General features: G+C 67.0%; 22 protein-coding genes and 1 other RNA gene. 16 read left to right on the forward strand and 7 right to left on the reverse strand.

Translation table 11 applies throughout. The features are described 5' to 3' along the window. The first annotated feature begins 154 nt into the window (after positions 1-154). Positions 155-1,396 carry an HNH endonuclease gene (locus G6N59_RS25310; protein WP_138229647.1) on the forward strand — a complete coding sequence of 414 codons (1,242 nt, stop codon included), beginning with the start codon at positions 155-157 and terminating at the stop codon, positions 1,394-1,396. A gap of 142 nt (positions 1,397-1,538) precedes the next feature. Here the strand turns inward: G6N59_RS25310 and G6N59_RS25315 are convergent, their stop codons facing one another. After that, positions 1,539-2,117, reverse strand: a complete 579-nt coding sequence (locus tag G6N59_RS25315) for a helix-turn-helix domain-containing protein (protein ID WP_138229648.1) — start codon at positions 2,115-2,117, stop codon at positions 1,539-1,541. Between the two features lie 47 nt (positions 2,118-2,164). On the opposite strand from G6N59_RS25315, the gene G6N59_RS25320 reads away from it, so the two are divergent. From G6N59_RS25320 to rnpB, 4 genes are all read left to right on the forward strand, one after another. Next, positions 2,165-3,130, forward strand: coding sequence for an NAD(P)/FAD-dependent oxidoreductase (locus G6N59_RS25320; protein ID WP_138229649.1), 966 nt, complete (start codon positions 2,165-2,167; stop codon positions 3,128-3,130). A 1-nt stretch (position 3,131) separates the two neighbouring features. Continuing rightward, positions 3,132-3,761, forward strand: coding sequence for a class I SAM-dependent methyltransferase (locus G6N59_RS25325; RefSeq protein WP_138229650.1), 630 nt, complete (start codon positions 3,132-3,134; stop codon positions 3,759-3,761). Between the two features lie 14 nt (positions 3,762-3,775). After that, positions 3,776-4,126 (forward strand): hypothetical protein, encoded by a 351-nt coding sequence (locus G6N59_RS25330; protein WP_138229651.1) that lies wholly within the window; start codon positions 3,776-3,778, stop codon positions 4,124-4,126. Between the two features lie 26 nt (positions 4,127-4,152). Then, an RNA gene (gene rnpB / locus G6N59_RS25335) (RNase P RNA component class A) lies at positions 4,153-4,542 on the forward strand. Positions 4,543-4,547: 5 nt separating this feature from the next. On the opposite strand, the gene G6N59_RS25340 is transcribed toward rnpB, so the two are convergent. Continuing rightward, positions 4,548-6,044: a CYTH and CHAD domain-containing protein gene (locus tag G6N59_RS25340; RefSeq protein WP_170212372.1), complete on the reverse strand. Its 1,497-nt coding sequence runs from the start codon at positions 6,042-6,044 to the stop codon at positions 4,548-4,550. Between the two features lie 97 nt (positions 6,045-6,141). On the opposite strand from G6N59_RS25340, the gene G6N59_RS25345 reads away from it, so the two are divergent. Further along, the gene (locus G6N59_RS25345) at positions 6,142-6,921 is read left to right on the forward strand and encodes an enoyl-CoA hydratase/isomerase family protein (protein WP_138229653.1); all 780 of its coding nucleotides are present in this window, start codon (positions 6,142-6,144) and stop codon (positions 6,919-6,921) included. 61 nt (positions 6,922-6,982) lie between these two features. On the opposite strand, the gene panB is transcribed toward G6N59_RS25345, so the two are convergent. Next, complete coding sequence (gene panB / locus G6N59_RS25350) at positions 6,983-7,828, reverse strand: 3-methyl-2-oxobutanoate hydroxymethyltransferase (RefSeq protein ID WP_138229654.1); 846 nt, start codon at positions 7,826-7,828, stop codon at positions 6,983-6,985. 161 nt (positions 7,829-7,989) lie between these two features. On the opposite strand from panB, the gene G6N59_RS25355 reads away from it, so the two are divergent. From G6N59_RS25355 to G6N59_RS25365, 3 genes are all read left to right on the forward strand, one after another. Beyond that, complete coding sequence (locus G6N59_RS25355; protein WP_138229655.1) at positions 7,990-9,393, forward strand: WS/DGAT/MGAT family O-acyltransferase; 1,404 nt, start codon at positions 7,990-7,992, stop codon at positions 9,391-9,393. 58 nt (positions 9,394-9,451) lie between these two features. Beyond that, complete coding sequence (locus G6N59_RS25360; RefSeq protein WP_138229656.1) at positions 9,452-10,978, forward strand: alpha/beta hydrolase; 1,527 nt, start codon at positions 9,452-9,454, stop codon at positions 10,976-10,978. 108 nt (positions 10,979-11,086) lie between these two features. Beyond that, positions 11,087-12,628 carry an alpha/beta hydrolase gene (locus tag G6N59_RS25365; RefSeq protein ID WP_407665784.1) on the forward strand — a complete coding sequence of 514 codons (1,542 nt, stop codon included), beginning with the start codon at positions 11,087-11,089 and terminating at the stop codon, positions 12,626-12,628. 19 nt (positions 12,629-12,647) lie between these two features. On the opposite strand, the gene hsaA is transcribed toward G6N59_RS25365, so the two are convergent. Together hsaA and G6N59_RS25375 are read right to left on the reverse strand one after the other, a co-directional pair. Then, positions 12,648-13,850, reverse strand: coding sequence for a 3-hydroxy-9,10-secoandrosta-1,3,5(10)-triene-9,17-dione monooxygenase oxygenase subunit (gene hsaA, locus G6N59_RS25370; protein WP_138229658.1), 1,203 nt, complete (start codon positions 13,848-13,850; stop codon positions 12,648-12,650). Beyond that, positions 13,847-15,040 (reverse strand): 3-ketosteroid-9-alpha-monooxygenase, oxygenase component, encoded by a 1,194-nt coding sequence (locus G6N59_RS25375; RefSeq protein ID WP_138229659.1) that lies wholly within the window; start codon positions 15,038-15,040, stop codon positions 13,847-13,849. The genes hsaA and G6N59_RS25375 overlap by 4 nt, the downstream gene beginning before the upstream one ends. A gap of 299 nt (positions 15,041-15,339) precedes the next feature. Here G6N59_RS25375 and glnA (G6N59_RS25380) point away from each other — a divergent pair, with 299 nt between their 5' ends. Genes glnA (G6N59_RS25380) through G6N59_RS25395 form a run of 4 tightly spaced genes read left to right on the forward strand, consistent with a single transcriptional unit; the run spans position 15,340 to position 21,185 of the window. Beyond that, on the forward strand, positions 15,340-16,683 hold the full coding sequence (glnA, locus tag G6N59_RS25380) for a type I glutamate--ammonia ligase (protein WP_138229660.1): 1,344 nt from the start codon (positions 15,340-15,342) through the stop codon (positions 16,681-16,683). Positions 16,684-16,711: 28 nt separating this feature from the next. Beyond that, on the forward strand, positions 16,712-19,678 hold the full coding sequence (locus G6N59_RS25385; protein WP_138229661.1) for a bifunctional [glutamine synthetase] adenylyltransferase/[glutamine synthetase]-adenylyl-L-tyrosine phosphorylase: 2,967 nt from the start codon (positions 16,712-16,714) through the stop codon (positions 19,676-19,678). A gap of 5 nt (positions 19,679-19,683) precedes the next feature. Further along, positions 19,684-20,328, forward strand: a complete 645-nt coding sequence (locus G6N59_RS25390; RefSeq protein WP_234884149.1) for a PaaI family thioesterase — start codon at positions 19,684-19,686, stop codon at positions 20,326-20,328. Beyond that, the gene (locus G6N59_RS25395; protein ID WP_138229662.1) at positions 20,325-21,185 is read left to right on the forward strand and encodes a TIGR03619 family F420-dependent LLM class oxidoreductase; all 861 of its coding nucleotides are present in this window, start codon (positions 20,325-20,327) and stop codon (positions 21,183-21,185) included. The genes G6N59_RS25390 and G6N59_RS25395 overlap by 4 nt, the downstream gene beginning before the upstream one ends. Here G6N59_RS25395 and G6N59_RS25400 read toward each other — a convergent pair whose 3' ends face one another. Continuing rightward, positions 21,186-21,602, reverse strand: coding sequence for a DoxX family protein (locus tag G6N59_RS25400; protein ID WP_138229663.1), 417 nt, complete (start codon positions 21,600-21,602; stop codon positions 21,186-21,188). 128 nt (positions 21,603-21,730) lie between these two features. Between G6N59_RS25400 and G6N59_RS25405 the strand changes: the two genes are divergently transcribed. After that, positions 21,731-22,072 (forward strand): ArsR/SmtB family transcription factor, encoded by a 342-nt coding sequence (locus tag G6N59_RS25405; protein WP_138229664.1) that lies wholly within the window; start codon positions 21,731-21,733, stop codon positions 22,070-22,072. Then, positions 22,069-22,512, forward strand: coding sequence for an SRPBCC family protein (locus G6N59_RS25410; RefSeq protein ID WP_138229665.1), 444 nt, complete (start codon positions 22,069-22,071; stop codon positions 22,510-22,512). Before G6N59_RS25405 ends, G6N59_RS25410 begins: the two co-directional genes overlap by 4 nt. Positions 22,513-22,588: 76 nt before the next feature. Here the strand turns inward: G6N59_RS25410 and glnA (G6N59_RS25415) are convergent, their stop codons facing one another. Then, on the reverse strand, positions 22,589-24,025 hold the full coding sequence (gene glnA, locus G6N59_RS25415; RefSeq protein WP_138229666.1) for a type I glutamate--ammonia ligase: 1,437 nt from the start codon (positions 24,023-24,025) through the stop codon (positions 22,589-22,591). A 168-nt stretch (positions 24,026-24,193) separates the two neighbouring features. Here glnA (G6N59_RS25415) and G6N59_RS25420 point away from each other — a divergent pair, with 168 nt between their 5' ends. Next, a complete protein-coding gene (locus G6N59_RS25420) occupies positions 24,194-24,685 on the forward strand; it encodes an RDD family protein (protein WP_138229667.1) in 492 nt (163 codons plus the stop codon). Positions 24,686-24,687 lie beyond the last annotated feature (2 nt).

Genomic DNA, 24,687 nt, shown 5'->3' on the forward strand with positions numbered 1-24,687 from the left:
AATCTTCGTTCGTCGTGACCGCACCATCGCGCTACCCCTTCCGGCCGGGATCGTGATTTATCCACAGAGCACGATTCATCCACAATCGGCGCCTGCCAGAAAGTTTGAAGCAGTAGAACCTTGTTGTTCGAACATATGTTCGATATAGTGAAGTATGGGAACCAGGCTAGATCGCAACCCACTTCTTGACCACCTCAGCGGCGTGGTCGTCCCCGACGACCTGGCTGGGGATGACGCGTTGGAGGTGGTGCGGGTGCTTGTCGTGCTGCGCAATGTGGTTGATCATCTGGCGGCGGTGGTGGCGGGGGTGCTGGGTCGGTGTGGGGTGGCGGCCTCGCAGGGGCGGACGCCGCGGGAGTTGTTGATCGTGTTGGGGTGTGCGCCGTCGGTGGCCGAGCGGTGGGTGCGTATCGGTGCCGCGCTGCCGTTGTTGCCGACCCTGGCCGCGCATGCCGCGGATGGGGCGATCTCCGGTGAGCATGTCGACGCGATCGTCAAGGGCATCAACCACATTCAGGCCCGCGCACCGGGACCTGTCGATGACGAGCACCGGTTCGCACAGGTGACGGACTTGTTGGGCCAGTTCTTCTCCGGCGCGACCCCAGCGGACATAGGGGCGCGAGCTCGGCGTTTGGGCAACCGAGTCGCGGCCGCCGAAGGTGGGTTGCCGGCCGCTGAAGATCGGTCGGTCAACACTGTCGAGCACCGGGTGACCAGCGACGGTCGGTTGCAGGTGCGCGCGGATCTGGATGCCGAAGTGGGCGCCAAGCTGGTGGCCGCGATGGATGAGCTGTCCGCACCCCGCCCTGAACCCGACGGCAGCCCTGATGCGCGGTCGGTGGGGCGGCGCCGGGCCGATGCCCTGGAGGCGGTGCTGGATATCGCGGCCCGCGGCGGCGATATCGCGTCCGCGCCGCGCACCCAGTTGCTGCTGACGGTGCCTGCAGACACCCCGGGTCTGGCGCAGCTCGAGTTCATGGGGGCGATCAGCACCCTGACCCTGAACCGGATCTGCTGTGACACCACGGTGACGACGGTGATCGTGGACGGCGAGCAGGTGCCGCTGGAGATGGGGCGGGAGAAGCGGTTGTTCCCGGCGCATCTGCGCAAAGCGCTTTATCTGCGGGATCAATGTTGCATCAAGTGTGGTGCGCCGCCCGGGCGCACGCATGCGCACCACATCGTGCACTGGACCCACGACGGTGAAACCAGCCTGAGCAACGGGTGCCTGTTGTGCCCGGCGTGTCACGCGAATATCCATCACGACGGCTGGGACGTCGTCATGGGCCTGGACAAACACCCGTGGCTCATCCCACCGGCGACCGTCGACCCACACCGCCGACCGATCCCGGCCTACAACCGCCGCACGATGAGACTGGACCACGTGGCTGCGTAACCCGCAACCTCGAATCTTTTGCGCACCTTGACAACTCAACAGTGATAACGCCTCGGGGGCCTGCTGCTTCGGCGGCGGAACTGAAGCAGCAGGCCCGCACCCCGGCCGAACGCAACGAACTGCCATCGCCGTGTTGCTCGGCTCAGTTGCGGATGTGCAAGCGTTCGCCGTGCGGCCCGAAGATGGCGATCGCCTCCACGGGTCCGTCGACGGTGCCGAACCAGTGCGGTGTCCATGTCGAGAACTCCACGGCCTCACCGGGTTTGATGGTGAAGTCGCGATCGCCGAGCAGCAGTCGGAGGTTGCCTGACAGCACATACAGCCACTCCTGGCCGTCGTGCACGGGAAGCTCTGCGGGTGGCGTTCGACGCCGGGTGCTCACGCGGATCTTGAACGTGTGCAGACCGCCGGCCGGCCCGCCGCGGGTCAACGGCCAGTAGGTGATCCCGTCGCGGCTGTGTGACGCGCCGCGGACCCGCGGGTCCTCGGCCTCGGGGGCGCGCATCAGTTCGTCGGTGCTGATCGAGAGCGCGGCGGCGAGTCGGGGCAGGTGGTCGAGCGCGAAGCGGCGCTTGCCCGATTCCAGGCGGCTCAACGTCGAGATGTCGATATCGGCCGCGCGCGCAACATCTTCCAGAGTCATACCGCGTTGCGTGCGGAGCTCGCGCAGCCGGCGGCGGACCCGCGACTCGATGTCGTCGTCCTCGGCGTTTGCCTGCATGGCAAATCAGCTTGGCATTTTGCGCGCCGCACGGCAAGGTCGGTGTCATGCAAAACGAATGGGAATGCGCCATCGTCGGTGGCGGGGCGGCGGGACTGAGTGCGGCACTGGTGCTGGGTCGTGCGCGACGACGAACGCTGGTTGTCGACGCCGGGGAGCAGAGCAACCGCGCGGCTCACGGCATCGGGGGACTACTGGGGCACGACGGACGTCCGCCTGCCGACCTGTACGCCGACGGGCGCCGGGAGCTGGCCAAGTATCCGTCGGTGGAGTTCATCGAGGGTCAGGTCACCGGTGCGACGGCGCAGGACGGCCCGACGTTCCGGCTTGAACTCGCCGACGGGAGTGTGCACCGTGCCAAGCGACTACTGCTGGCCGGCGGTATGGAGTACGAGTACCCCGACATCCCGGGACTGCACGACCACTGGGGCCGGTCGGCGTTTCACTGCCCGTTCTGCCATGGCTGGGAAGCCCGCGATCGGGCGCTGGCGGTCCTTGCCGACGGGGACCGCGCCGCGCACATGGCGCTGCTGCTTCGGGCCTGGACCGACGACATCGTCGTCTTGACCAACGGGCCGTCGAGCCTGAACGACGACCAGAACCGCGCCCTGGCCGACGCCGGGGTGCGCGTGGACGAGCGCAAGGTGGTCGAATTCGCTTCGCGCAACGACGAATTGGCCGCCGCGGTGTTCGCGGACGGCGACGAACTCAAGCGGGAGGGCGTTCTGGTGGCCAGCGCGTTGCGGCAGCGAACCGACCTGGTGGCCCAGCTGGGGGTGCGCACCGCTCCGCCCGGGCCGGCCGTCATCGACGCTGTCGTGGTCGACCAGATCAACCGGACCTCGGTGCCCGGCGTCTTCGCCGCCGGCGACGTCTGCGCTCAGATGCCCCAGGTCGCCGCAGCGATTGCCAGTGGTTCCGGGGCCGCCGCGGCCATCGTGCAGAGTCTGGTGCACGACCAATTCGGCTTGCCCGTCATGCCCTGGCCCAACTTCGATCAGCAGGAGAATTGACATGTCCACGACTGAGACACCGCAGGAACACTGGGAAAGCCGTTACGCCGAGAAGCCCCAGATGTGGAGCGGGCGGGTCAACGCCCATCTCGCGACGGTTGCCGGCGAACTGACGCCGGGACGCGCGCTGGATCTGGGTTGCGGCGAGGGGGCCGACGCGATCTGGCTGGCCACCCAGGGCTGGCAGGTGGTCGCGGTCGACATCGCCACCAATGCCCTGGATCGGGCCGGCAGTGCGGCAGCGGCCAGGGGAGTGGCGGAGCGGATCGACTTCCAGCACCACGACCTGTCCCAGAGTTTCCCGGCGGGAAGCTTCGATCTGGTGTCGGCGCAGTTCTTGCATTCGACGGTTCATCTGGAGCGCCGGCAAATACTGAGGCAGGCGTCGGCGGCCGTCGCGCCGGGCGGCACGTTGCTGATCGTCGACCACGGTGAAGCACCGCCCTGGGCCGCCCAACACGTCCATGACCACCGCTTTCAGTCCGCGGACGAGGTTGTCGCCGAGCTCGATCTACCGGAAGAAGGCTGGCAGTCGCAGCACGTCGGTACCCTGGAACGCGAGGCAATCGGACCTACTGGCGAATCCGCCATTTTGCGGGACAATCTGATTGTCCTGCGCCGCACGCACTGATCGGAGGTCACCAGGTGGTGAAGTGCCGGCTCGACATCCGCCTGGCTGCAGAGTCGATGCTTCTGGTGACCGCGTGTCTGTGCCTCCTGCTGGGCGGCCGCCAGGCACTCGATTTCGTGACCGATGCCATGGGCAACTCGTTGGCCACCTCCGGCGACTGGTCGCTGGGCCCGGCCGCCGCGTTGCTGGTGTACGGCCCGCGGCAGGTGTGGTCGGCCTGGGCAATCACGGTGCCGGTGATCGTGGTACTCGGCATCGGCTTGGCCGTCGCGCGCACGCGCCGCGACGGGCCGCGATGGCTGAACCAGGCGTTGCTGGCCTACGGCGCGGTCGTCGTGCTGGACTCGCTGGTCGCGGCGCTCTGACCAGCTGATATGGTGGTCGGCGCGGACGAGTTGGCCGGGCGGCCGCGGGACCGAGAGGTTTCGAGGAAAGTCCGGACTTCACAGAGCAGGGTGATTGCTAACGGCAATCCGAGGTGACTCGCGGGACAGTGCCACAGAAAGCAGACCGCCGTCGCGAGACGGTAAGGGTGAAACGGTGCGGTAAGAGCGCACCAGCATTCCGGGTGACCGGAGTGGCTAGGTAAACCCCACCCGAAGCAAGGCCAAGAAGGCCGCAACCTGGTTGCGGCTGCGCAGGTGCCCGAGGGCTGCTCGCCCGAGCCTGCGGGTAGGCCGCTTGAGGTACCCGGTGACGGTGTGCCCAGATGGATGGTCGCCGCCCTGCTGCCAGTGATGGTGGCGGGGAACAGAATCCGGCTTACAGGCCAGCTCGTCCGCCCCGCTACTTCTTCACTTTTCTCATCGCCCGTGCCAGCGCATGGAGCGAAGCGTCCAGCTGCATGCGGGCGTACTCGGCCACCTCGGCCTCGTGCTGGTGCAGGACGCCGTAGGTGAAGGTGTCCTCGCCCGCAGCGTGCGCGGCCTCGGCCTGCTGCAGCAGGTGTGCGCGGCTGACGTAGCTGTCCTGGTGATCGCCCAGCAGCGTCTGGATGTCCTTGGCGCAGTCGGCCACCTTCGGCTCGCCCGTGGCGGCGGCGGTGTATCGAAGACGCTTGGCGCCCTTACGGATTCGGTGCAGTGCCTCTTCGCTGTCCTCGGCGCCGGCAGTCTCCGCGGCCTCGGCCCGGCGCACCGATTTCCGGACGCGGCGGTAGGCGCCCGTGACCGTCACCGGCTTCGCCTCGTCCTCGGCGGCGGGCGGCTGGGTGTTGTCGACGACGATGGCCTCGAGCGCATCGAGCAGCCGGAAGTAGCGCTCGGACCGCATGGCCGCGAGCGACCGGCGCAGCCCGGACTGGTAGCGCCGCTTCGAACCGTCGACCAGGCGCTCGCGCACCTGCCCGCGAACCAGCTCCGGCGCAAGCCCGTTCAACGTGTCCTCGTACCGCTGCGCGAGCACCTCGGCGTCCCGTGCCGTGCCCAGTACGCCGGCCAGCAGCTTCAGCTCGTCGAGCACCCACTCGCGGTCGCCGAGATTGCCGGTCTCCTGCAGCAGGCTGCGGATCTTGCGGATGGTGACCCGCATCTGATGCACCGAGTCGAAGGTGTCGGCGCGTACCGCACGGTCCCACTCGATCAATTCGGAGATGTGCGCCGCTATGGCGCGGTGCACCTTGTCCACCGGCACCGGTTCGGATTCTGCGGCGGCCACCACGGGGCGGGCGGCCGCCAGCACCTTGGCCAGCTTGGAGCCGTGTCCGGCCGGTTCGGCGCCGGCGTCGAACAGCCGATTGGCCAGCCGGTCCAGCACATCGGCACCCCCATCGACGTTGCCCACCAATTCGAGCTCCCACTCGCGCCAGCTCTGCAGCGATTCGCCGGCGGTGGCGGTCACGCGGTCGTCGCAGAACTCGGCGAGTTCGGAGTCGTCCGGTGCGTACAGCATGGACACCGTGCGCGCTGTCTCGATCCGCGCGACGGGCTGCAGCGGCAGGTCCCGGACGATGGCCAGCACGATGTCGCGCAACTCGTCGGGCACGCTGTCGCGGGAACCGGTGAGCGGCAGCCGGATCTCGGTGCGGGCATCGGCGCCGGCGGGCAGCTTCAGGTGCCAGCCCGCGTCCGTGCCGCCAGTGCGCCGACGCAGGGTGATCTTGTGTGCCGCCAGGTCATGGTCCGGGGTGTCGAAGTACACCGCGTCCAGGTGGGCGACCGGCAGTTGCTCGACCCGGCCGACGGCGGACAATCCGTCGAACGACGGGGACACCGTGCTGTCGACCACCGCGAACTTGCGTTCAATCTCGGTGTAGCGGGACGGTTTACGCTTGCCAGCGGCCATGTTCACCTTCATTTGCGACCCGGGACGGGCAGTACCAACGCTGCCATTAGCGTGCCACATCGCGGCGCGGCATCCGCTGCCGATAACGTCTTGAGGCGTGACCGAATTCGAGACGCTGAAGTTCGCCCAGTCCGGTGCCGTCGTGAATATCGTGCTCGACCGGCCCGAGGCGGCCAACGGCATGAACGACGCCCTGACCCGCGACCTGGCGGGGGCCGCGGCGCTGTGCGACTCCCCGGGAGTGAAGGTCGTCACCCTGACCGGCGCCGGCCGCTTCTTCTGCGCCGGCGGCGACCTCAAAGCGATGGCTGCCGCCGATGATCCGGGTGCGTTCGTCAAGGGCATCGCCGACGACCTGCACCGCGCCATGTCCACGTTCGCCCGCATGGACGCGGTCCTGATCACCGCCATCAACGGCGTCGCGGCCGGGGCGGGCTTCCCGCTCGGCGTCTCCGGCGATCTGGTGCTGGCCGCGGAGTCCGCGTCGTTCACCATGGCGTACACCAAGGCCGGCCTGAGCCCCGACGGCGGATCGTCCTACGTGCTGCCGCGGCTGATCGGCCTGCGCCGCACCCAGGAGCTGATGATCACCAACCGTGTGCTCAAAGCCGCGGAGGCCGCCGACTGGGGCCTGGTCACCCGCGTTGTGCCCGACGCCGAGCTGCCCGGCGCGCTGGACGCCCTGGCCGCCGAGGTCGCCACGCAGGCCGGTGGTTCGAACGCCGCGGTCAAGCAGCTGCTGCTGACCACCTACGGCGCCGACTACGAGACCCAGTTGGAGCGCGAAGGGCGGCTGATCGCCAAGTGTGCGTCGTCGGCCGACGGCAAAGAGGGCGTCGGCGCCTTCGTCGGCAAGCGCAAGCCGGAATTTTCCTGACCAGGGTGAGGGCTGTGCAGGCAATTTCGCGCGATTGCCCGCACCGCCCTCACAGTGGTGCTCAGTAGGAGTGTTCCTCGGCGGGGAATACGCTGGACGCCACCTCGGCGGCGTATTGCCGTGCGGCGCGGCCCAATTCGGCCCCGACGTCGCCGAAGCGCTTGACGAACTTGGCGGTCTTTCCGGCCGTCATGCCCGCCATGTCCTGCCACACCAGCACCTGCGCGTCGCAGTTGGCGCCGGCACCGATGCCGACGGTGGGGATGGTCAGCTTGCCGGTGATCTGGGTGGCCAGCTCGGCGGGCACCATCTCGAGCACCACGGCGATGGCGCCGGCCTCGGCCACGGCGATGGCGTCGTGGATGGTCTGGTCGCCCGCGTCACCACGGCCCTGAACCCGGAAGCCGCCGAGCCCGTTGACGCTCTGCGGGGTGAAGCCGATGTGGGCCACGACGGGGATGCCGGCCTGGGTCAGTGCGGCGATCTGCTCGACCATCCGCTCGCCGCCCTCCAGCTTGACCGCGTGCGCGCCGGTTTCTTTCATGAAGCGGGTCGCCGTGGCAAGAGCTTGCCGAGGCCCTTCTTCGTAGCTGCCGAACGGCAGGTCGGCGACCACCAGTGCGTGCGGGGCACCCTTGACGACCGCGCGGGCCAGCGGGATCAGCTCATCGATGGTGATGGGCAGGGTGGTGTCGTAGCCGTAGACGACGTTGGCCGCGGAGTCGCCGACCAGCAGAACAGGAATCTCGGCGTCGTCGAAAATGCGGGCCGAGGAGTAGTCGTAGGCCGTGAGCATCGCCCACTTGTGGCCTTCGGCCTTCCATTTCGCGAGGTGGTGGGTACGGATCTTGGTGCGAGGGGTCTTACAGACAGACTCCGGGGCAGCGCCGTAAACCTGATCAGACATCGTCGTCCTCAAATGAGTTGGTCGGTACGAACCTCGAGGCCCAGATCGGGTCCCCGGGACGTTTGACGGGTCAAGTCTGCCACCACCGGGCACTCAAGGTGAACGACACATGAAGTGGAATGCCTCACATTGGTTCAGGACCGCCGCCTACCATCACGCTCATGCCCGGATACCAGCGGCTCAGCGGACTCGACGCCAGCTTCCTCTACCTCGAGACCGCGGTGCAGCCCCTGCACGTGTGCGCGGTGCTGGAACTGGACGCCGCCACCATTCCGGGCGGCTACACCTTCGACAAGATGCGCCAGATGCTCAGCGAGCGCATCGCGGCCATGCCGGAGTTCCGGGAAAAGCTGGCGGACTCGCCGCTGAACCTCGACCACCCGGTGTGGGTGGAGGACGCGGATTTCGACATCGACCGGCACCTGCACCGCATCGGGCTGCCATCCCCGGGTGGCCGCGTCGAGCTGTCCGAGATCTGCGGGCACATCGCGGCGCTGCAGCTGGACCGCAGCCGCCCGCTGTGGGAGATGTGGGTGATCGAGAACATCGCCGGCACCGACGCCCACGACGGCGGCCGGCTGGCCGTGATGACCAAGATGCATCACGCGGGGATCGACGGTGTCACCGGCGCCAACCTGATGTCGCAGCTGTGCACTCTCGAACCGGACGCGCCGGCGCCCGAGCCCGTCGCGGGCAGCGGCACCGCCTCGGAACTCGAGATCGCGGTGGGCGGCGCGGTCAAGTACTTCACCCGCCCGCTCAAGCTGGCGGGCGTGCTGCCCTCGACGGCGACCACCGTCATCGACACCGTCCGCCGCGCAGCCAAGGGACTGACCATGGCGGCGCCGTTCGCCGCGCCGAAGACCGCGTTCAACGTCAACATCACCGGGCACCGCAACGTGGCGTTCGCCCAGCTGGACCTCGCGGACATCAAGACCGTCAAGAACCACTTCCATGTGAAGGTCAACGACGTGGTGCTCGCGTTGGTGTCGGGCGCGCTGCGGCGCTACCTGCTAGAGCGTGACGCGCTGCCGGAGACCACCCTCGTGGCCATGTGCCCGGTCTCGGTGCATGGCAAATCCGACCGGCCCGGCCGCAACCAGGTGTCCGGCATGTTCGCCAAGCTGGAGACCACCATCGAGGACCCGGCCGAGCGGCTTCGTGCCATCGCCGACTCGAGCACCGTTGCCAAACAACACAGTTCGGCGATCAGCGCGACGCTGCTGCAGGACTGGTCGCAGTTCGCCGCGCCGTCGGTGTTCGGGACCGCGATGCGGGTGTTCGCGGCGACCGGCCTGGCCGAGGCCAAGCCCGTGCACAACCTCGTCGTCTCCAACGTGCCCGGTCCGCAGGAGCCGCTGTACATGCTCGGCGCCGAGGTCAAGGCGATGTACCCGCTGGGCCCGCTGTTCCACGGCTCCGGATTGAACATCACGGTGATGTCCCTGAACGGCACGTTGGACGTCGGCCTGATCTCTTGCCCGGAGCTGATTCCGGACCTGTGGGACATGGCTGACGAGTTCGCCACCGCGCTGGATGAGCTGGTTGCCGCAGCCACCGTCTGATGGCGCGCGGCAACGCCCTCATCAGGTCAGACCAGCGCTCATGGCAGCATGGTCGACCATGAACCTCAGACGGGGGAGCCTCGCCCTCGCATCGGTACTGGCCATGGTCTTGGTGGATGCGACGGGTTGCAGCCAGGTGATCGACGGACGCGCGACCCGCGCGATGCCGAAGCCGGGTGCGCCCCTGCAGTGGTCGCCGTGCCAGACCACGTCACCGGACTCGCAGTCGCGCATCCCCAAGGGGGCCGAGTGCGCGATGCTGTCGGTGCCCGTCGACTACAGCAAGCCCGACGGTGACGTCGCACAGCTGGCGCTGCTGCGGATCAAGGCGACCGGCGACAAGATCGGCTCCCTCGTGATCAACCCGGGCGGGCCGGGGGAGTCGGGCGTCAGCGCCGCGGTGTCGTTGCTCAACAACATTCCGGACTCGGTGCGGCAGCGCTTCGACCTCGTCGGCTTCGACCCCCGCGGCGTCGGGTCCTCCAAACCCGCGGTGTGGTGCAACTCCGACGCCGACAACGACCGGCAGCGCGCCGATCCGCAGGTCGACTACTCGCCGGCCGGTGTGGCACACATCGAATCCGAGACCAAGGCGTTCGTGCAGCGCTGCGTCGACAAGATGGGCAAGGAGTTCCTGGAGAACGTCGGAACCGCCAATGTCGCCAAGGATCTGGATGCCATCCGGGCCGCGCTCGGCGACGACAAGCTGACCTACCTGGGTTACTCGTACGGCACCCGCATCGGCGCCCAGTACGCCGAGGACTTCCCGGACAAGGTGCGCTCGATGATCCTCGACGGCGCCGTCGACCCCAACGCCGATCCGATCGAGGCCGACATCAACCAGGCCGCCGCCTTCCAGACCGCGTTCAACAACTACGCCGCCGACTGCGCGAACAGCCCGGAGTGCCCGCTGGGCACGGACCCGACGAAGGTCAATGACGTCTACCACAGTCTGGTCGACCCGTTGGTCCAAAAGCCGGCTCCGACAAAGGATCCGCGTGGCCTGAGCTACAGCGACGCATTGGTCGGCACCATCCTGCCGCTGTACTCGCCGGCCATGTGGAAAGACCTCACCGCGGGGCTCACCGAGCTGAAGGGCGGCCACGGCGACATCATGCTGCGGCTCGCCGACGCCTACATGGGCCGGGACGCTGACGGCCACTACGACAACTCGACCGACGCCCGCGTGGCGGTCAACTGCGTCGACGAGCCGCCGATCACCGACCGCGTCAAGGTCATCGCCGAGGACAAGCGCACCCGCGAGGTGGCGCCCTTCATGAGCTACGGCCAGTTCACCGGCGACGCCCCGCTGGGCACCTGCGCGTTCTGGCCGGTGCCGCCGACGTCCAAGCCGCACGAGATTTCGGTCAAGGGTCTGGCGCCGCCCCTGGTGGTGTCGACGGTCCACGACCCGGCCACGCCGTACCAGGCGGGTGTGGACCTGGCCAAGGAACTCGGTGGCAATCTGCTGACGTTCGACGGCACCCAGCACACCGTGGTGTTCCAGGGCAACAGCTGCGTCGACGACCACGCCGGCAGTTATCTGATCAACGGGACCATGCCCGCCGCCGGCGCGAAATGCTGATTCGCGAAAAGTTGAGTGCCGCCGCAAGATAACCGTTTGGTCACCGTCTGATTGCCGGGTTGTCTCCCTCCCGGACCAAGCTTCGGCTCAGCTGCGCGCCGTGCGACCATGTGTGCCATGTTGCGGGCGGGCAGTCGGGGACGACATTGTGCGGTAGGGGTCGTCGGATTGCTGGTGGCCATCAGCGCCGCGCCGGGATCGGTCGCGCACGCGGCCCCCGAATCCCTGCAGTCCTACTACGAACAGGCGCCGGCCTGGAGTAGTTGCGAACCGTTCATCGGTGACACCACCGACCTGCCGACGGCCCGGTGCGCCAACGTCAGCGTCCCCGTCGACTACGCGAATCCGCAAGGGCCGCAAGCGAAGCTGGCCGTCATCCGGGTCCCGGCCTCGGGTCAGCGCCTGGGCGTGCTGTTGGTCAACCCCGGTGGTCCGGGCGCGTCGGCCGTCAGCACCGTCGCGGGCATGGGGGCTGTGCTGGCCGATACCGAGATCGGCCGCAGCTTCGATCTGGTCGGCTTCGATCCGCGCGGCGTGGGGCATTCGACACCGCAGCTGCGGTGCCGCAGCGACGCCGAATTCGACGCCACCCGCCGCGACCCGATGGTCGACTACAGTCCGGCCGGGGTGGCGCACATCGAGGCCGTCAACCGCCGCACGGCGCAGGACTGCCTGCAACAGATGGGCAGCAGCTTCCTGGCCAACGTCGGAACCGCCTCGGCGGCAAGGGATATGGACGTGGTGCGGGCCGCGCTCGGGGAGTCTCAGATCAACTATCTGGGCTTCTCCTACGGCACCGAGTTGGGGGCGGCCTACGCCGAACGATTCCCGGACCGCGTGCGGGCCATGGTGCTCGACGGCGCTGTCGACCCCAATGCCGATCCGGTGACCGAAAACCTGCTCCAATTGGCCGGATTCCAAACGGCTTTCAACGATTATGCGACGGACTGCGCGCAGTCGCCCGGCTGCCCGCTGGGCACCGACCCGACGCAGTTCGTCGCCCGGTACCAGCAGTTGGTCAATCCGCTCGTCGTGCGACCGGGTGCGACGTCCGATCCGCGTGGCCTGAGCTATTCCGATGCGATCACCGGCACCATCAACGCGCTGTACACGAAGAAGTACTGGAAGTTTCTGACCAGCGGGCTGCTCGGGTTGCAGCGTGGCGGCGATGCCGGCGACCTGCTGCTGCTCGCCGACGATTACCAGCATCGTGATCAGAACGGGCGCTACGCGCCGCTGCAGGACGCGTTCACCGCGATCCGGTGTGTCGATGCGCCGTTCCCGACCGATTCCGCCACGTGGGCGGCCGCGGACCTGAAGGCGCGCCAACTCGCGCCGTTCATGAGCTACGGCCAGTACACCGGCTACGCGCCGCGCGATGTGTGCGCCACGTGGCCGGTGCCCGCGACGTCCCGTCCGCACCCGCCGGCATCGCCCGGCCCGGGCAAGGTCGTCGTCGTATCCACCACGCATGACCCGGCCACGCCGTACCAGGCCGGGGTGAACCTGGCACAGGAACTGGGCGCGTCGCTGATCAGTTACGAGGGCACCCAGCACACCGTGGTGTTCAACGGCGACCGGTGCGTCGACACGGCCGTGGTGGCCTTCCTGACCCAGTCGGTACTGCCGGCGGCGGGATTGCGCTGCTGATCTACGCGCGCAGTCATCGTCAGACCATGGTGTCTGCGGGCGGAAGACCGAATTCGTTGTTGCCGAAGATCAGGTAGGCGCGCTCGGGCTCGTTGGCGGCGTGCACGCGGCCGGCGTGGGCGTCACGCCAGAACCGCTGCAGCGGGGTGCCGTTGGCCAGGGCGGTGGCGCCGGCGGCCTCGAAGAGCCGGTCGACCGACGCGATGGCGCGGCCGGTGGCGCGCACCTGGTCACGACGGGCGCGGGCCCGCAACTCGAACGGGATCTCCTTGCCCGCGACCAGCAGGGCGTACTCGTCTCCGACATTGCCGATCAGCTGACGCCAGGCGGCGTCGATGTCGCTGGCCGCCTCGGCGATCCGGACCTTGGCGAACGGGTCGTCCTTGGACTTCTCACCGGCGAACGCGGCACGGACCCGCTTGCCCTGGTGCTCGACGTGCGCCTCGTAGGCGCCGTAGGCCATCCCGACGATCGGCGCCGAGATGGTGGTGGGGTGCACGGTGCCCCACGGCATCTTGTACACCGGCGCGGTGTTGGTCAGGTAGCCGCCGGCGGTGCCGTCGTTCATCGACTTGTAGGACAGGAAGCGGTGCCGCGGCACGAACACGTCCTTGACCACGATCGTGTTGCTGCCGGTGCCACGCAGGCCGACCACGTTCCAGTCATCGACGATGCGGTAGTCGGAGCGCGGAATCAGGAAGCTACCGAAGTCGACCGGGCGGCCATCCTTCATCGCCGGACCACCGACGAAGGCCCACGTGGCATGCGCGGAGCCGGACGACCATTTCCACTCGCCGGACACCAGATAACCCCCGTCGACGACCGTTGCCGCACCCATCGGGGCGTAGGAGGAGGAGATCCGGACCGAGGTGTCCTCGCCCCAGACATCCTCCTGCGCCTGCTGATCGAACAGCGCCAGGTGCCAGTTGTGCACGGCGAGCACGCCCGCCACCCAACCGGTCGAGCCGCACGCGGAGGCCAGCCGGCGCACCGCCTCGAAGTAGCTGACCGGGTCGCACTGCAGGCCGCCCCACTGCTCAGGCTGTAGCAGCTTGAAGAAACCGGCGTCTTCGAGTGCCATCAACGATTCACCAGGGATCGCGCGGATGTCCTCGGTGAGCTGGGCACGCTCACGCAGTAGCGGTAACACCTCGTCCACGCCCGCCAGAACGGTTTCGGTGTCACGAACCGCCTGGGTCGAACCTTGCTGAAGAGTCGTCACTGAACTGCCTTCCCGATGCTGGGCTGATGGAGACCGACGTCGGCCGCGGCCGAGGTCGGTGTTTCTCGTTGACGGAGGTTCTCCGCCACTTCATTGCGCCAATATTTGTTGGCCGCAGTGGTATCCACTTCGTATTCGAAGCGGTCGGTCATGTCGGAGGTGACGTCGGCGGCGTCGACGTAGAACTGCTCATACCACCGGCGCAGCTGGTAGACCGGGCCGTCCTCCTCGACCAGCAGCGGATTCTCGATACGGGTCTTGTTCTTCCAGATCTCCACGTCCTGGAGGAACCCCTTGCTGACTCCGTCGGTGAACGCGCGCAGCAGCATTTCTGTCGCCTCATCGGTGAGGCCTTGCGGCCGGCGCACCATGATGCCCCATTGCAGGACAAAGGAATCCGAGGTGACCGGATAGTGGCAGTTGACCAGAATCGCTTCCACCGCGTATCCGCTGTAGCTGTTGTGCAGCCGGTTGATCATGAACGACGGTCCGAAGTAGGACGCCTCGGAGTCGAGGATCTGTTCGCCCGCGTAATGCGATCCGCCCAGGTTGACATCGGGCCTGCCGATCGTCTGTAGGTACTGGGACGCGACGTGACCTTCGAACACGTTCTTGAAGTAGGTCGGGAATCCGAAATGGACGTAGTAGAAGTGCGCCATGTCGACGATGTTGTCGATGATCTCTCGACAGTTCGAGCCGATGAGCTCAGTGCGCCAGGACCACCCCGTCCAGCCCTCGTCGCGAAACTCGGAAATGTCCGGGATGTCCAGATGCGACGACGGCGTAGCGCCCTCGGGGTCGTGCCAGACGAAGAGGAGACCGGCACGAACGCGTGACAGCCACACGCGGGTACGTGCGAGCCGGGGCGGACGTTTGGCATAGGGCACCTGCGCGCACCGGCCGTTGCCCGCCCACCGCCAGTCGTGGAACGGACACGCGACGGCATCGTCTTTGACCTCACCTTGAGACAGGTCGCCGCCGAGATGGCGGCAGTACGCGTCGAGCACATGCACGTCGCCGTGACTGTCGGCGAAGACCACGAGCTTCGTCCCGAAAGCACTGATCGAATGCGGCTTGCCGTCCGCGAACTCCGACAGCAGTCCCAGGCAGTGCCAGCCGCGGGCAAACCGAGTCGGGGGCGTCCCGACATCGATCTCACGTACTCCGGCGTCAGTCGAATTTCTGGTCAATTCCGTCACCTCCAGGCACTTTGCGGCTCACTAGAACACGTTCCTTAATTGAACGAGTCGTCACAGTAAGGGCAGGCGGAAGCAATGAACTAGGGACTAATGGCTCTATTTGAGGACCGTGCGCCTTCGCCGTTCTCCGCGATCCCTATCCGCCCTCGGGTCCACACCGTCCAGGGGCAACCATCCAGGAGCCGACCCGACGGACGCCGTCCCGGGAACTCCGCAGGATCCAGTCGATCCATCCCGAACAGAGTCCGCTTGGTAACACAGATTTAACAGCTGCTGCCTACGCTGCGGACATGGATCGGCAGAAGGAATTCGTGCTGCGCACGCTGGAAGAACGCGACATTCGCTTTGTCCGGCTGTGGTTCACCGACGTGCTCGGATACCTCAAGTCGGTGGCGATCGCGCCGGCCGAGCTGGAAGGCGCCTTCGAAGAGGGCATCGGCTTCGACGGTTCCGCGATCGAGGGCTTCGCCCGCGTCTCCGAGGCGGACATGGTGGCCCGCCCCGATCCGTCCACTTTCCAGGTGCTGCCGTGGACCACCAAGAGCGCCGGCAAGCACTACTCGGCCCGCATGTTCTGCGATATCACCATGCCGGACGGTTCGCCGTCCTGGGCCGACTCACGGCATGTGCTGCGTCGCCAGCTGGCCAAGGCCGGCGATCTGGGCTTCTCCTGCTACGTGCACCCGGAGATCGAGTTCTTCCTACTCGAACCCGGCCCGAACGACGGCTCGGTGCCGGTACCGGCCGACAACAGCGGCTACTTCGACCAGGCTGTGCACGACTCGGCGCCGAACTTCCGCCGGCACGCCATCGAGGCGCTCGAGTCGATGGGCATCTCGGTGGAGTTCAGCCACCACGAGGGTGCACCCGGCCAGCAGGAGATCGACCTGCGTTACGCCGACGCCCTGTCCATGGCCGACAACGTGATGACGTTCCGGTACCTGGTCAAGGAAGTCGCGATCAACGAGGGCGTGCGGGCCACGTTCATGCCCAAGCCGTTCAGCCAGTACCCGGGCTCGGCGATGCACACCCACATGAGCCTGTTCGAGGGCGACACCAACGCCTTCCACAGCGCCGAGGATCCGCTGCAGCTCTCCGGCGTCGCCAAGTCGTTCATCGCCGGCATCCTGACGCACGCCAGCGAGATCAGCGCCGTCACCAACCAGTGGGTGAACTCCTACAAGCGGCTGGTGCACGGCGGCGAGGCGCCGACCGCTGCCTCGTGGGGTGCGGCCAACCGCTCTGCCCTGGTCCGGGTCCCGATGTACACACCGCGCAAGGCGTCGTCGCGGCGTATCGAGGTCCGCAGCCCCGACTCGGCATGCAACCCGTACTTGGCCTTCGCGGTGCTGCTGGCCGCCGGTCTGCGCGGCATCGAGAAGGGCTACGAGCTCGGGCCGCAGGCCGAGGACAACGTCTGGAACCTGACGCCCGAGGAACGCATCGCGATGGGCTACAAGGAGCTGCCGTCGAGCCTGGGTGTGGCGCTTGGCGAGATGGAGAAGTCCGAACTCGTGGCCGAGGCCTTGGGAGAGCACGTGTTCGACTACTTCCTGCGCAACAAGCGCACCGAGTGGGAGAACTACCGCAGCCACGTGACACCGTTCGAGCTCAAGGAATACCTGTCGCTGTAACGGCCTGATGGTGCGCTAACGTCGGGTTGTGCCCAACCCCGCGATACAGCGCCCCACGCAGCCCAGCGTCGGCCGGCTCGGGTTGGTGGCGCCGACGGCGCGGGCGGATCTGGATCGGCTGGGCTGGAACACCGACGCTCACGTCGTGTTGTTGTGGTCGCTGTCGCGCGCTCCTGACGCCGACAGTGCGCTGCGCGCCATGGTGCGGATCGCCGACGCTCTGCAAGGCGACTGGGCGGAGCTCAGTGCCCTGTTGGTAACCGATACCTCGTTGCGTGGCAGGCTGTTCGCCGTGCTGGGGTCGTCGTTGGCCCTGGGCGATCACCTGGTGGCGCATCCTCACTCGTGGCGTCTGCTGCAGGGCGACGTCACGTTGCCGTCGCGAGCCGAGCTGCTCGACGACTTCGACCGGCTGGCGGCCGAATTGTGCAGTACGGCCGGCACCGCAGCGGCTTCGCACGTGCTGCAGACCCACTACCGTGACCGCATCCTGGTGCTGGCGGCACTGGACGTCGCGCCGACGGTCGAGAACGAACCAGTCCTGCCGTTCGTCACCGTGGGTGAGCACCTGTCCGATCTGGCCGACGCGGCACTCGGAGCGGCGCTGGTGGTCGCGACCCGGACGGTGTGCGGGGACGATCCCGGACCGCGACTCGCGGTCATCGCGATGGGCAAATGTGGTGCGCGCGAACTGAATTACGTCAGCGACGTCGATATCATCTTCGTTGCCGAAGCGGCCGATTCCGTGTCTACCCGGGTCGCCGGCGAGATGATGCGGTTCGCGGGTGAAACGTTCTTCGAGGTGGACGCGGCACTGCGGCCCGAGGGCAAGGCCGGTCAGCTGGTCCGCACCCTGGAGTCGCACGTCGCCTACTACCAGCGCTGGGCCAAAACCTGGGAGTTCCAGGCGCTTTTGAAGGCTCGGGCCGCGGTGGGCGACCCGGAGCTGGGTGAGCAGTACATCGCCGCACTGATGCCGATGGTCTGGACCGCTTGTGACCGTGAGGATTTCGTGCCCGACGTGCAGGCCATGCGCCGCCGGGTGGAGGAGCTGGTGCCCGCCGGGGTGAAGTCCCGGGAGCTGAAGCTCGGCAAGGGTGGGCTGCGGGACGTTGAGTTCGCCGTGCAGTTGCTGCAGCTGGTCCACGGCCGCAACGACGACTCGCTGCACGTGGCCTCCACGGTCGACGCGTTGGCGGCACTCGGGTTCCACGGATACATCGGCCGCGACGATGCCGCGAATCTCACTGCGTCCTACGAGTTTCTGCGGCTGCTCGAGCACCGCCTGCAGCTGCAGCGGCTCAAACGTACCCACTTGCTGCCCGAGGAGGGCGACGACGAAACGTGGCGCTGGCTCGCCCGCGCGGCACATATCCGGCCAGATGGTCAGCATGACGCGCTCGGGGTACTCCGCGAGGACCTGAAACGGCAGAACATGCGGGTGTCTCGTCTGCACGCCAAGCTCTTCTACCAGCCGCTGCTGGAAGCGGGGCCCCATTTCGGCCCGAGGCTGACCACCGCCGCGGCCGAAAGGCAGTTGGCCGCATTGGGTTACGAAGGCCCGCAGAGCGCGCTGACGCACCTGGCGGCCCTGACCACTGCCACCGGCCGCCGCGGCACCGTACAGCAGGTGCTGTTGCCGACGCTGCTGGACTGGCTGTCGGACACCCCCGACCCGGATGCCGGTCTGCTGGCATACCGGCGGATCAGTGAGGAACTGACCGACCAGCGCTGGTTCCTGTCCACCCTGCGGGACGAGAGCGCCGTCGCCAAGCGATTGATGCGCGTACTCGGGACCTCGGCCTACGTGCCGGACCTGCTGATGCGGGCGCCGGAAGTCATCCAGCAGTACGCCGATGGTCCGCACGGGCCGAAATTGCTTGAAGTGGAACCGGATACGGTGTTCCGCGCGCTGGTGGCGTCGGCCGGCCGACATCCAGACCCGGTCCGGGCCATCGCCGCGGCGCGAACCCTGCGGCGCCGGGAACTGGCGCGGGTGGCCTCGGCCGACCTGCTGGGCCTGCTGCCGGTAATCGACGTCTGCAAGGCGCTGACATCGGTCTGGGTGGCGGTGTTGCAGGCCGCGCTGGAAGTGGTGATCCGGGCCAACTCGCAGACCGATGGTCCGTTGGCACGCATCGCCGTCATCGGGATGGGGCGGCTCGGCGGCGGGGAGCTGGGCTACGGGTCGGACGCGGACGTGATGTTCGTATGCGAACCCGTCGAGGGCGCCGCAGCGGACGAGTCGGCAGCCGTGCGCTGGGCAATCAGTGTGGCTGAACAGGTGCGGACCTTGTTGGGCCAGCCCAGTAGCGATCCACCGCTCGAGGTCGACGCCGGGCTGCGTCCCGAAGGCCGAAACGGCTCGCTGGTAAGGACTTTGGCGTCGTACGAGCAGTACTACGCCCAGTGGGCGCAGCCGTGGGAGATTCAGGCTCTGCTGAGAGCCCATCGCGTGGCCGGGGATCTGGAACTCGGCGAGCGCTTCCTGCTGATGATCGACCGCACCCGGTACCCGGCCGATGGCGTGTCGCCGGACACGGTGCGCGAAATCCGGCGGATCAAGGCTCGTGTCGACGCCGAACGGCTACCCCGCGGCGCCGACCCGAACACTCACACCAAGCTGGGGCGCGGCGGCCTGGCCGACGTGGAGTGGACCGTGCAGCTGCTCCAATTACGTTATGCGCACAAGGTTCCCACGCTGCACAACACCTCGACGCTGGAGGCACTGGATGCCATCGAAGCGGCCCAGCTGATCGAGGGCGACGAAGCGGACACACTGCGCCAGGCCTGGCTGACCGCCACCCGGGCGCGCAACGCGCTGGTGCTGGTGCGCGGCAAACCCACCGACCAACTGCCCGGGCCGGGCCGTCAGCTCAATGCCGTGGCGTCGGCCGCGGGCTGGCCGGACGGCGACGGCGGCGCCTTCCTGGACAACTATCTGCGCGTGACCCGTCGTGCCAAAACCGTGGTGCGCAAGGTGTTTGGGGAGTAGGCGGCGTGACAGAGGCAATCGGTAACTCATTCTTCGGCGTGATCACCGACGAGGAGTACCAGCGTCAACGCGCCGTGTACGAGCCGTTCACCGATGCCGTCCGCAAGCTGATCGATGCCGGGATCCGCACCGGCGTCGATGCGACGAAACTCGCCGAGGCGCAAGCCGAGATCGAAGCGATCATCGACAAACTACGTGCGGTGGAAAAGCCGGTGCCCTCGATTGTCCGGCTCGCCGACACCGGTCGCCCGCTGTCGTACGCGAATCCGACTGTGGGGCTGCGCAACGCCATCGCCCCGCCGATGGTGGTGAACCACGAGGGCGGGCCGGATTACCGGGCCTGGGCCGAATTCGATTTGGGTCTGCCCTATGAAGGCCCACCCGGACTGGTGCACGGCGGAATCTGTGCCCTGGTCCTGGACCAACTCCTCGGCGAGACCGCCAGCGCCGGACTGACCAAGCCGCATTTCACCGGCACCATCACCGTGCGCTACCTGCGCGGCACCCCGCTGGGGCGAGTCCGTGCCGAGGCCTGGGTCGACCGGACCGACGGTGTGAAGACCTATGCGCGCGGCACCCTGTCCGATGCCGAGGGCGTCACCGTCGAGGCCGACGGCATCTTCATCCGGCCGCAGTGGGCGCGCGAGTGAAGTTCTACGTCAGCCTGGCCTTTCTGGATATCAGCGAGCTGACCGAGATCGCTCGGGCCGCAGACGAACTCGGCTACGACGGCATCGCTATCCCGGACCACGTGGTGAACCTGGAGACGTTGAGCACGCCGTACCCCTACACACCCGACGGTCAGCGTCGCTGGCAGCCATTCACGCACTGGCCCGACCCGTGGGTGTTGGTCGGCGCGCTCGCGCAGGTGACCAGCCGGGTGAAATTCGTGACCACGGTGTACATCCCCGGTATGCGCGACCCGTTCTCGGTGGCGAAATCGGTCGGGACGGCGGCCTGCCTGTCCGGTGGTCGGGTGGAGTTCGGCGTCGGCGTGGGGTGGTGTGCCGACGAGTTCGCTTTGATGGGACAGGCTTTCGAGCGCCGCGGCAAGCGCACCGACGAGATGCTGGAGTTGATCCGGCAGCTGTGGCAGCCGGGGTGGACGTCGTTCGACGGGGAGTTCTACCAGGTGCCGCGGCTTGAGATGGAGCCCACGCCGCCGCCGGTACCCGTCTACGTCGGCGGTCTCAGCGAGATCGCCCTGCGCCGGGCCGCGCGCAACGACGGCTGGATCGGCGACCTGATCACCACCGACCAGGCCATCGCCGCCGCGACGCGGGTGCGCGAGTTGCGCGTCGAAAACGGTTTACCGCTGGAGGGTTTCGAGATCCTGACGCCGCTGGCCGACGCCTATCTGCCGGAGCACTTCGAGCGCGCCGCACAGGCCGGCATCACGGGCAACGTCACCATGCCGTGGCTGTTCTACAGCGGTCCGCAGGCCACGCCGGCCGAGAAGATCAACGGCCTCAAGCGCTTTCGCGCCGACCTCGGTCTGGATCGCTAGCTAGCGTTTGCGCAGCGCATCGAGGGAGAGCGCTCCACCGCCGGTGAACACCAGCAGGAACAGCGCAAAGCAGTAGAGGACCGCGGGCTCGCCGCCGTTGGCGATGGGCAACAGGCCGTGCGGCTGGTGCTCCATGAAGTAGGCGAAGGCCATTTCGCCGGAACCGATGAAGGCGGCGATGCGGGTGGCCAAGCCGGTGAAGATCAGGATGCCGACGATCAGTTCGATGGCACCGGCGTACCAACCCGGGAAACTGCCGAAGGCCGGCGCGGCCATACCGGGCGCGGTGTCGACGGGCCACTTGAACAGCGTGGTGGCGCCATGCAGCGCGAACAGGAAGCCGAGCACTATCCGGAAGACGGACAGCACGAGGGGGGCGACAGTGTCGAGTCGGGATTCGATGTCCAGCTGAGCCATGGCTCGATCCTAGGGGTCCTCGAGTCATGGCACCGATGTGCGTCAGGCGTTTCGGCCCGGCCGCCGTTCGGTGCCGTGCTATATTCAACCAATAGGTACAGAACTAAACGGTTGAATAAGGAGCCTGGATGGCGACGGACCAGCTGAGCCGCACTTTCGCCGCACTGGCGGACCCGACCCGTCGGAGCATGCTCGCGCTGCTGGCTGATGGGGAACGAACCGTCGGCGAACTGGTCGAGCCGTTCGACATGACGTTCGCCGCGGTGTCCAAGCACCTGCGGGTACTGGAAACCGCCGGACTGGTGCGGAGAAGCCGCACCGCGCAGTACCGGCCGGCCACCCTCGACCCGGAACCCCTTGCGGCAGCGGCGAAATGGATTTCGGAGTACGAGAAATTCTGGAGCGCGAACCTGGATTCGATGGGGGAGTTGCTCGCCCGTCTGCAACACAACAAAGGAGAAGACGCATGACCGATTCGGTGACCCTCGTTCGGACCTTCGATGCACCCCAGGAGCTGGTGTACTCGATGTTCGTCACACCGGAGTATTTCGCGACCTGGTTCGGCACCGACCAGGTCGATGTGCCGATGGACACCTTCGAGATGGACGCGCGGATCGGTGGTGAATGGCGTGCCGTCATGCACCTGCCCGACGGCACGCTCAAGCACTGGGTCGGCAGTTTCCTCGAACTCGATCCGCCGAATCGGGTGGTGTTCGACCTGACCGATGAACCGGACAACCCGGAGCGGATGCCGGTCACGGTGACGCTGCGTCCCGTCGGCGGCGGCACCGAACTGACCCTGGTTCAGCAGACTCCGGGCTGGCCCGCCGAGGGCCGTGCCGCGCTCGAGCACGGCTACAACGCGTTCCTGGATTCCATGGGCCGGCTGTTGCAGCGGCTGCCTGCCTGATACGCGGCGGCCAGACGCAAAAACTGCTCCTTTCCGGCAAGGGAAAGGAGCAGTTTTCGCGTCTGTGCGCTAGGGCTCAGCAGTCGTAGTAGAGCGAGAACTCGTACGGGTGAGGACGGATCTGGACCGGCAAGATCTCGTTCTCCCGCTTGTACGAGATCCAGGTCTCGATCAGGTCCTCGGTGAACACGCCACCCTCGGTGAGGTAGTCGTGATCCTGCTCGAGGCGGTCGATGACGGCCGCCAGCGAGGTCGGGGCCTGCGGGATGTTGGCGGCCTCGTCCGGCGGCAGCTCGTAGAGGTCCTTGTCGACCGGGGCCAGCGGCTCGATCTTCTTCTTGATGCCGTCGATACCGGCCATGAGCATCGCCGAGAAGGCCAGGTACGGGTTACCCGAGCTGTCCGGGCAACGGAACTCGAGGCGCTTGGCCTTCGGGTTGTTGCCGGTGATCGGGATACGCACACACGCCGAACGGTTGCGCTGGCTGTACACCAGGTTGATCGGGGCCTCATAGCCCGGCACCAGACGCTTGTAGGAGTTCACCGTCGGGTTGGTGAACGCCAGCAGCGACGGGGCGTGGTGCAGGATGCCGCCGATGTAGTGGCGCGCCATGTCGGACAGGCCCGCATAGCCGGACTCGTCGTGGAACAGCGGCTTGCCGTCCTTCCACAGCGACTGGTGGGCATGCATGCCCGAGCCGTTGTCGCCGAACAGCGGCTTCGGCATGAAGGTGACGGTCTTGCCGTTCGCCCACGCGGTGTTCTTGATGATGTACTTGAACAGCAGCACATCGTCGGCCGCGGCCAGCAGCGTGTCGAACTTGTAGTTGATCTCGGCCTGGCCGGCGGTGCCGACCTCGTGGTGGCCGCGCTCCAGGGTGAACCCGGCGTTGATCAGGTTGGTCGACATCTCGTCACGCAGGTCGACGTAGTGGTCGTACGGCGCGACGGGGAAGTAACCACCCTTGGGGCGGACCTTGTAGCCGCGGTTGGCCGAGCCGTCGGCCTCGAAGGGCTCACCGGTGTTCCACCAGCCCGACTCGGAGTCGACCTCGTAGAAGGTGCCGTTGATCTTCGAGTCGAAGGCGACGGAGTCGAAGATGTAGAACTCAGCTTCGGCACCGAAGTACGCGGTGTCGGCGATGCCGGTGCTGGCCAGGTAGTTCTCGGCCTTGCGGGCGACGTTACGTGGGTCACGGGAGTAGGCCTCACGCGTGAACGGGTCGTGCACGAAGAAGTTCAGGTTCAGCGTCTTGGCGGCGCGGAACGGGTCGATGCGCGCGGTGTTGGCATCCGGCAGCAGCATCATGTCGGACTCATGGATCGACTGGAAGCCGCGCACCGACGAACCGTCGAATGCCAGGCCATCTTCGAAAACGCTCTCGTCGAAGGCCGAAGCCGGGATCGAGAAGTGCTGGACGACACCGGGCAGATCGCAGAAGCGAATGTCGACGTACTCGACGTTCTCGTCCTTGATCAGCTTGAAGATGTCGTCAGACGTCTTTTCTGCCACGTAAGTGATCTCCTTTACTGGTGTTACCCGCGGTCGAACCTAGGGACACGATGTTGCATGCCAATCAACCGTATGTTTCGCGGACGTTACGCGATGGGTGGTTTGTGAATCGCACGGCCACTCACCGCGCGGTTCGGTTGTGCGAGCGCGCACGCCTATCCTGACAGCATGTCCGGTGCAGATGGATTTCGGCTCGGTTCGTGGCTGTCCGGGCCCGAATCGGAGCGCCCCGTTGATGACTCCAACTACCCGGGTAAAGCGTTCGGCCTGCCGGAAACCGGCCCGGGTTCGCTGGCGCGATTCGGCCGCCGGTTCGCCGCCCTGTTGGTGGACTGGCTGATCTGTTACGGCCTCGGCACCCTGAGTGTCGTGTTCGGCGGGGTCAGCGAATACGAATACCAGTACGTCTGGCACGGCACGCCTGCGGTGATCGCCTGGGTCATTGTCGGGACGGTTTCCGTGCGGTTCTTCGGCTTCACGCCGGGCCAGTTCGTGCTGGGACTGCGCGTCGTATCGGTGGGAAAGACCCAGTACGTCGGAATCGGACGCGCGTTCGTCCGCATGCTGCTGGTGCTGCTGGCCGTCCCCCCGCTGCTGACCGACTCCGACGGCCGCGGCCTGCAGGACCGGCTGACCAACACCGCCGTCCTGCGCCGCTAGGC

Origin of the sequence: Mycolicibacterium aubagnense, assembly GCF_010730955.1 — a bacterium.
In the GTDB taxonomy this organism is placed as follows: domain Bacteria; phylum Actinomycetota; class Actinomycetes; order Mycobacteriales; family Mycobacteriaceae; genus Mycobacterium; species Mycobacterium aubagnense.

Excerpts from the sequence above, each read along its gene's own strand:
- G6N59_RS25320 (WP_138229649.1), top strand. The coding sequence starts at position 2,165 with ATGCAAAACGAATGGGAATGCGCCATCGTCGGTGGCGGGGCGGCGGGA.
- G6N59_RS25315 (WP_138229648.1), bottom strand. The coding sequence starts at position 2,117 with ATGCAGGCAAACGCCGAGGACGACGACATCGAGTCGCGGGTCCGCCGC.
- G6N59_RS25360 (WP_138229656.1), top strand. The coding sequence starts at position 9,452 with ATGAACCTCAGACGGGGGAGCCTCGCCCTCGCATCGGTACTGGCCATG.
- G6N59_RS25310 (WP_138229647.1), top strand. The coding sequence starts at position 155 with ATGGGAACCAGGCTAGATCGCAACCCACTTCTTGACCACCTCAGCGGC.
- glnA (WP_138229660.1), top strand. The coding sequence starts at position 15,340 with ATGGATCGGCAGAAGGAATTCGTGCTGCGCACGCTGGAAGAACGCGAC.
- G6N59_RS25420 (WP_138229667.1), top strand. The coding sequence starts at position 24,194 with ATGTCCGGTGCAGATGGATTTCGGCTCGGTTCGTGGCTGTCCGGGCCC.
- G6N59_RS25400 (WP_138229663.1), bottom strand. The coding sequence starts at position 21,602 with ATGGCTCAGCTGGACATCGAATCCCGACTCGACACTGTCGCCCCCCTC.
- G6N59_RS25355 (WP_138229655.1), top strand. The coding sequence starts at position 7,990 with ATGCCCGGATACCAGCGGCTCAGCGGACTCGACGCCAGCTTCCTCTAC.
- G6N59_RS25365 (WP_407665784.1), top strand. The coding sequence starts at position 11,087 with ATGTGTGCCATGTTGCGGGCGGGCAGTCGGGGACGACATTGTGCGGTA.
- G6N59_RS25325 (WP_138229650.1), top strand. The coding sequence starts at position 3,132 with ATGTCCACGACTGAGACACCGCAGGAACACTGGGAAAGCCGTTACGCC.
- panB (WP_138229654.1), bottom strand. The coding sequence starts at position 7,828 with ATGTCTGATCAGGTTTACGGCGCTGCCCCGGAGTCTGTCTGTAAGACC.
- G6N59_RS25340 (WP_170212372.1), bottom strand. The coding sequence starts at position 6,044 with ATGGCCGCTGGCAAGCGTAAACCGTCCCGCTACACCGAGATTGAACGC.
- G6N59_RS25410 (WP_138229665.1), top strand. The coding sequence starts at position 22,069 with ATGACCGATTCGGTGACCCTCGTTCGGACCTTCGATGCACCCCAGGAG.
- G6N59_RS25405 (WP_138229664.1), top strand. The coding sequence starts at position 21,731 with ATGGCGACGGACCAGCTGAGCCGCACTTTCGCCGCACTGGCGGACCCG.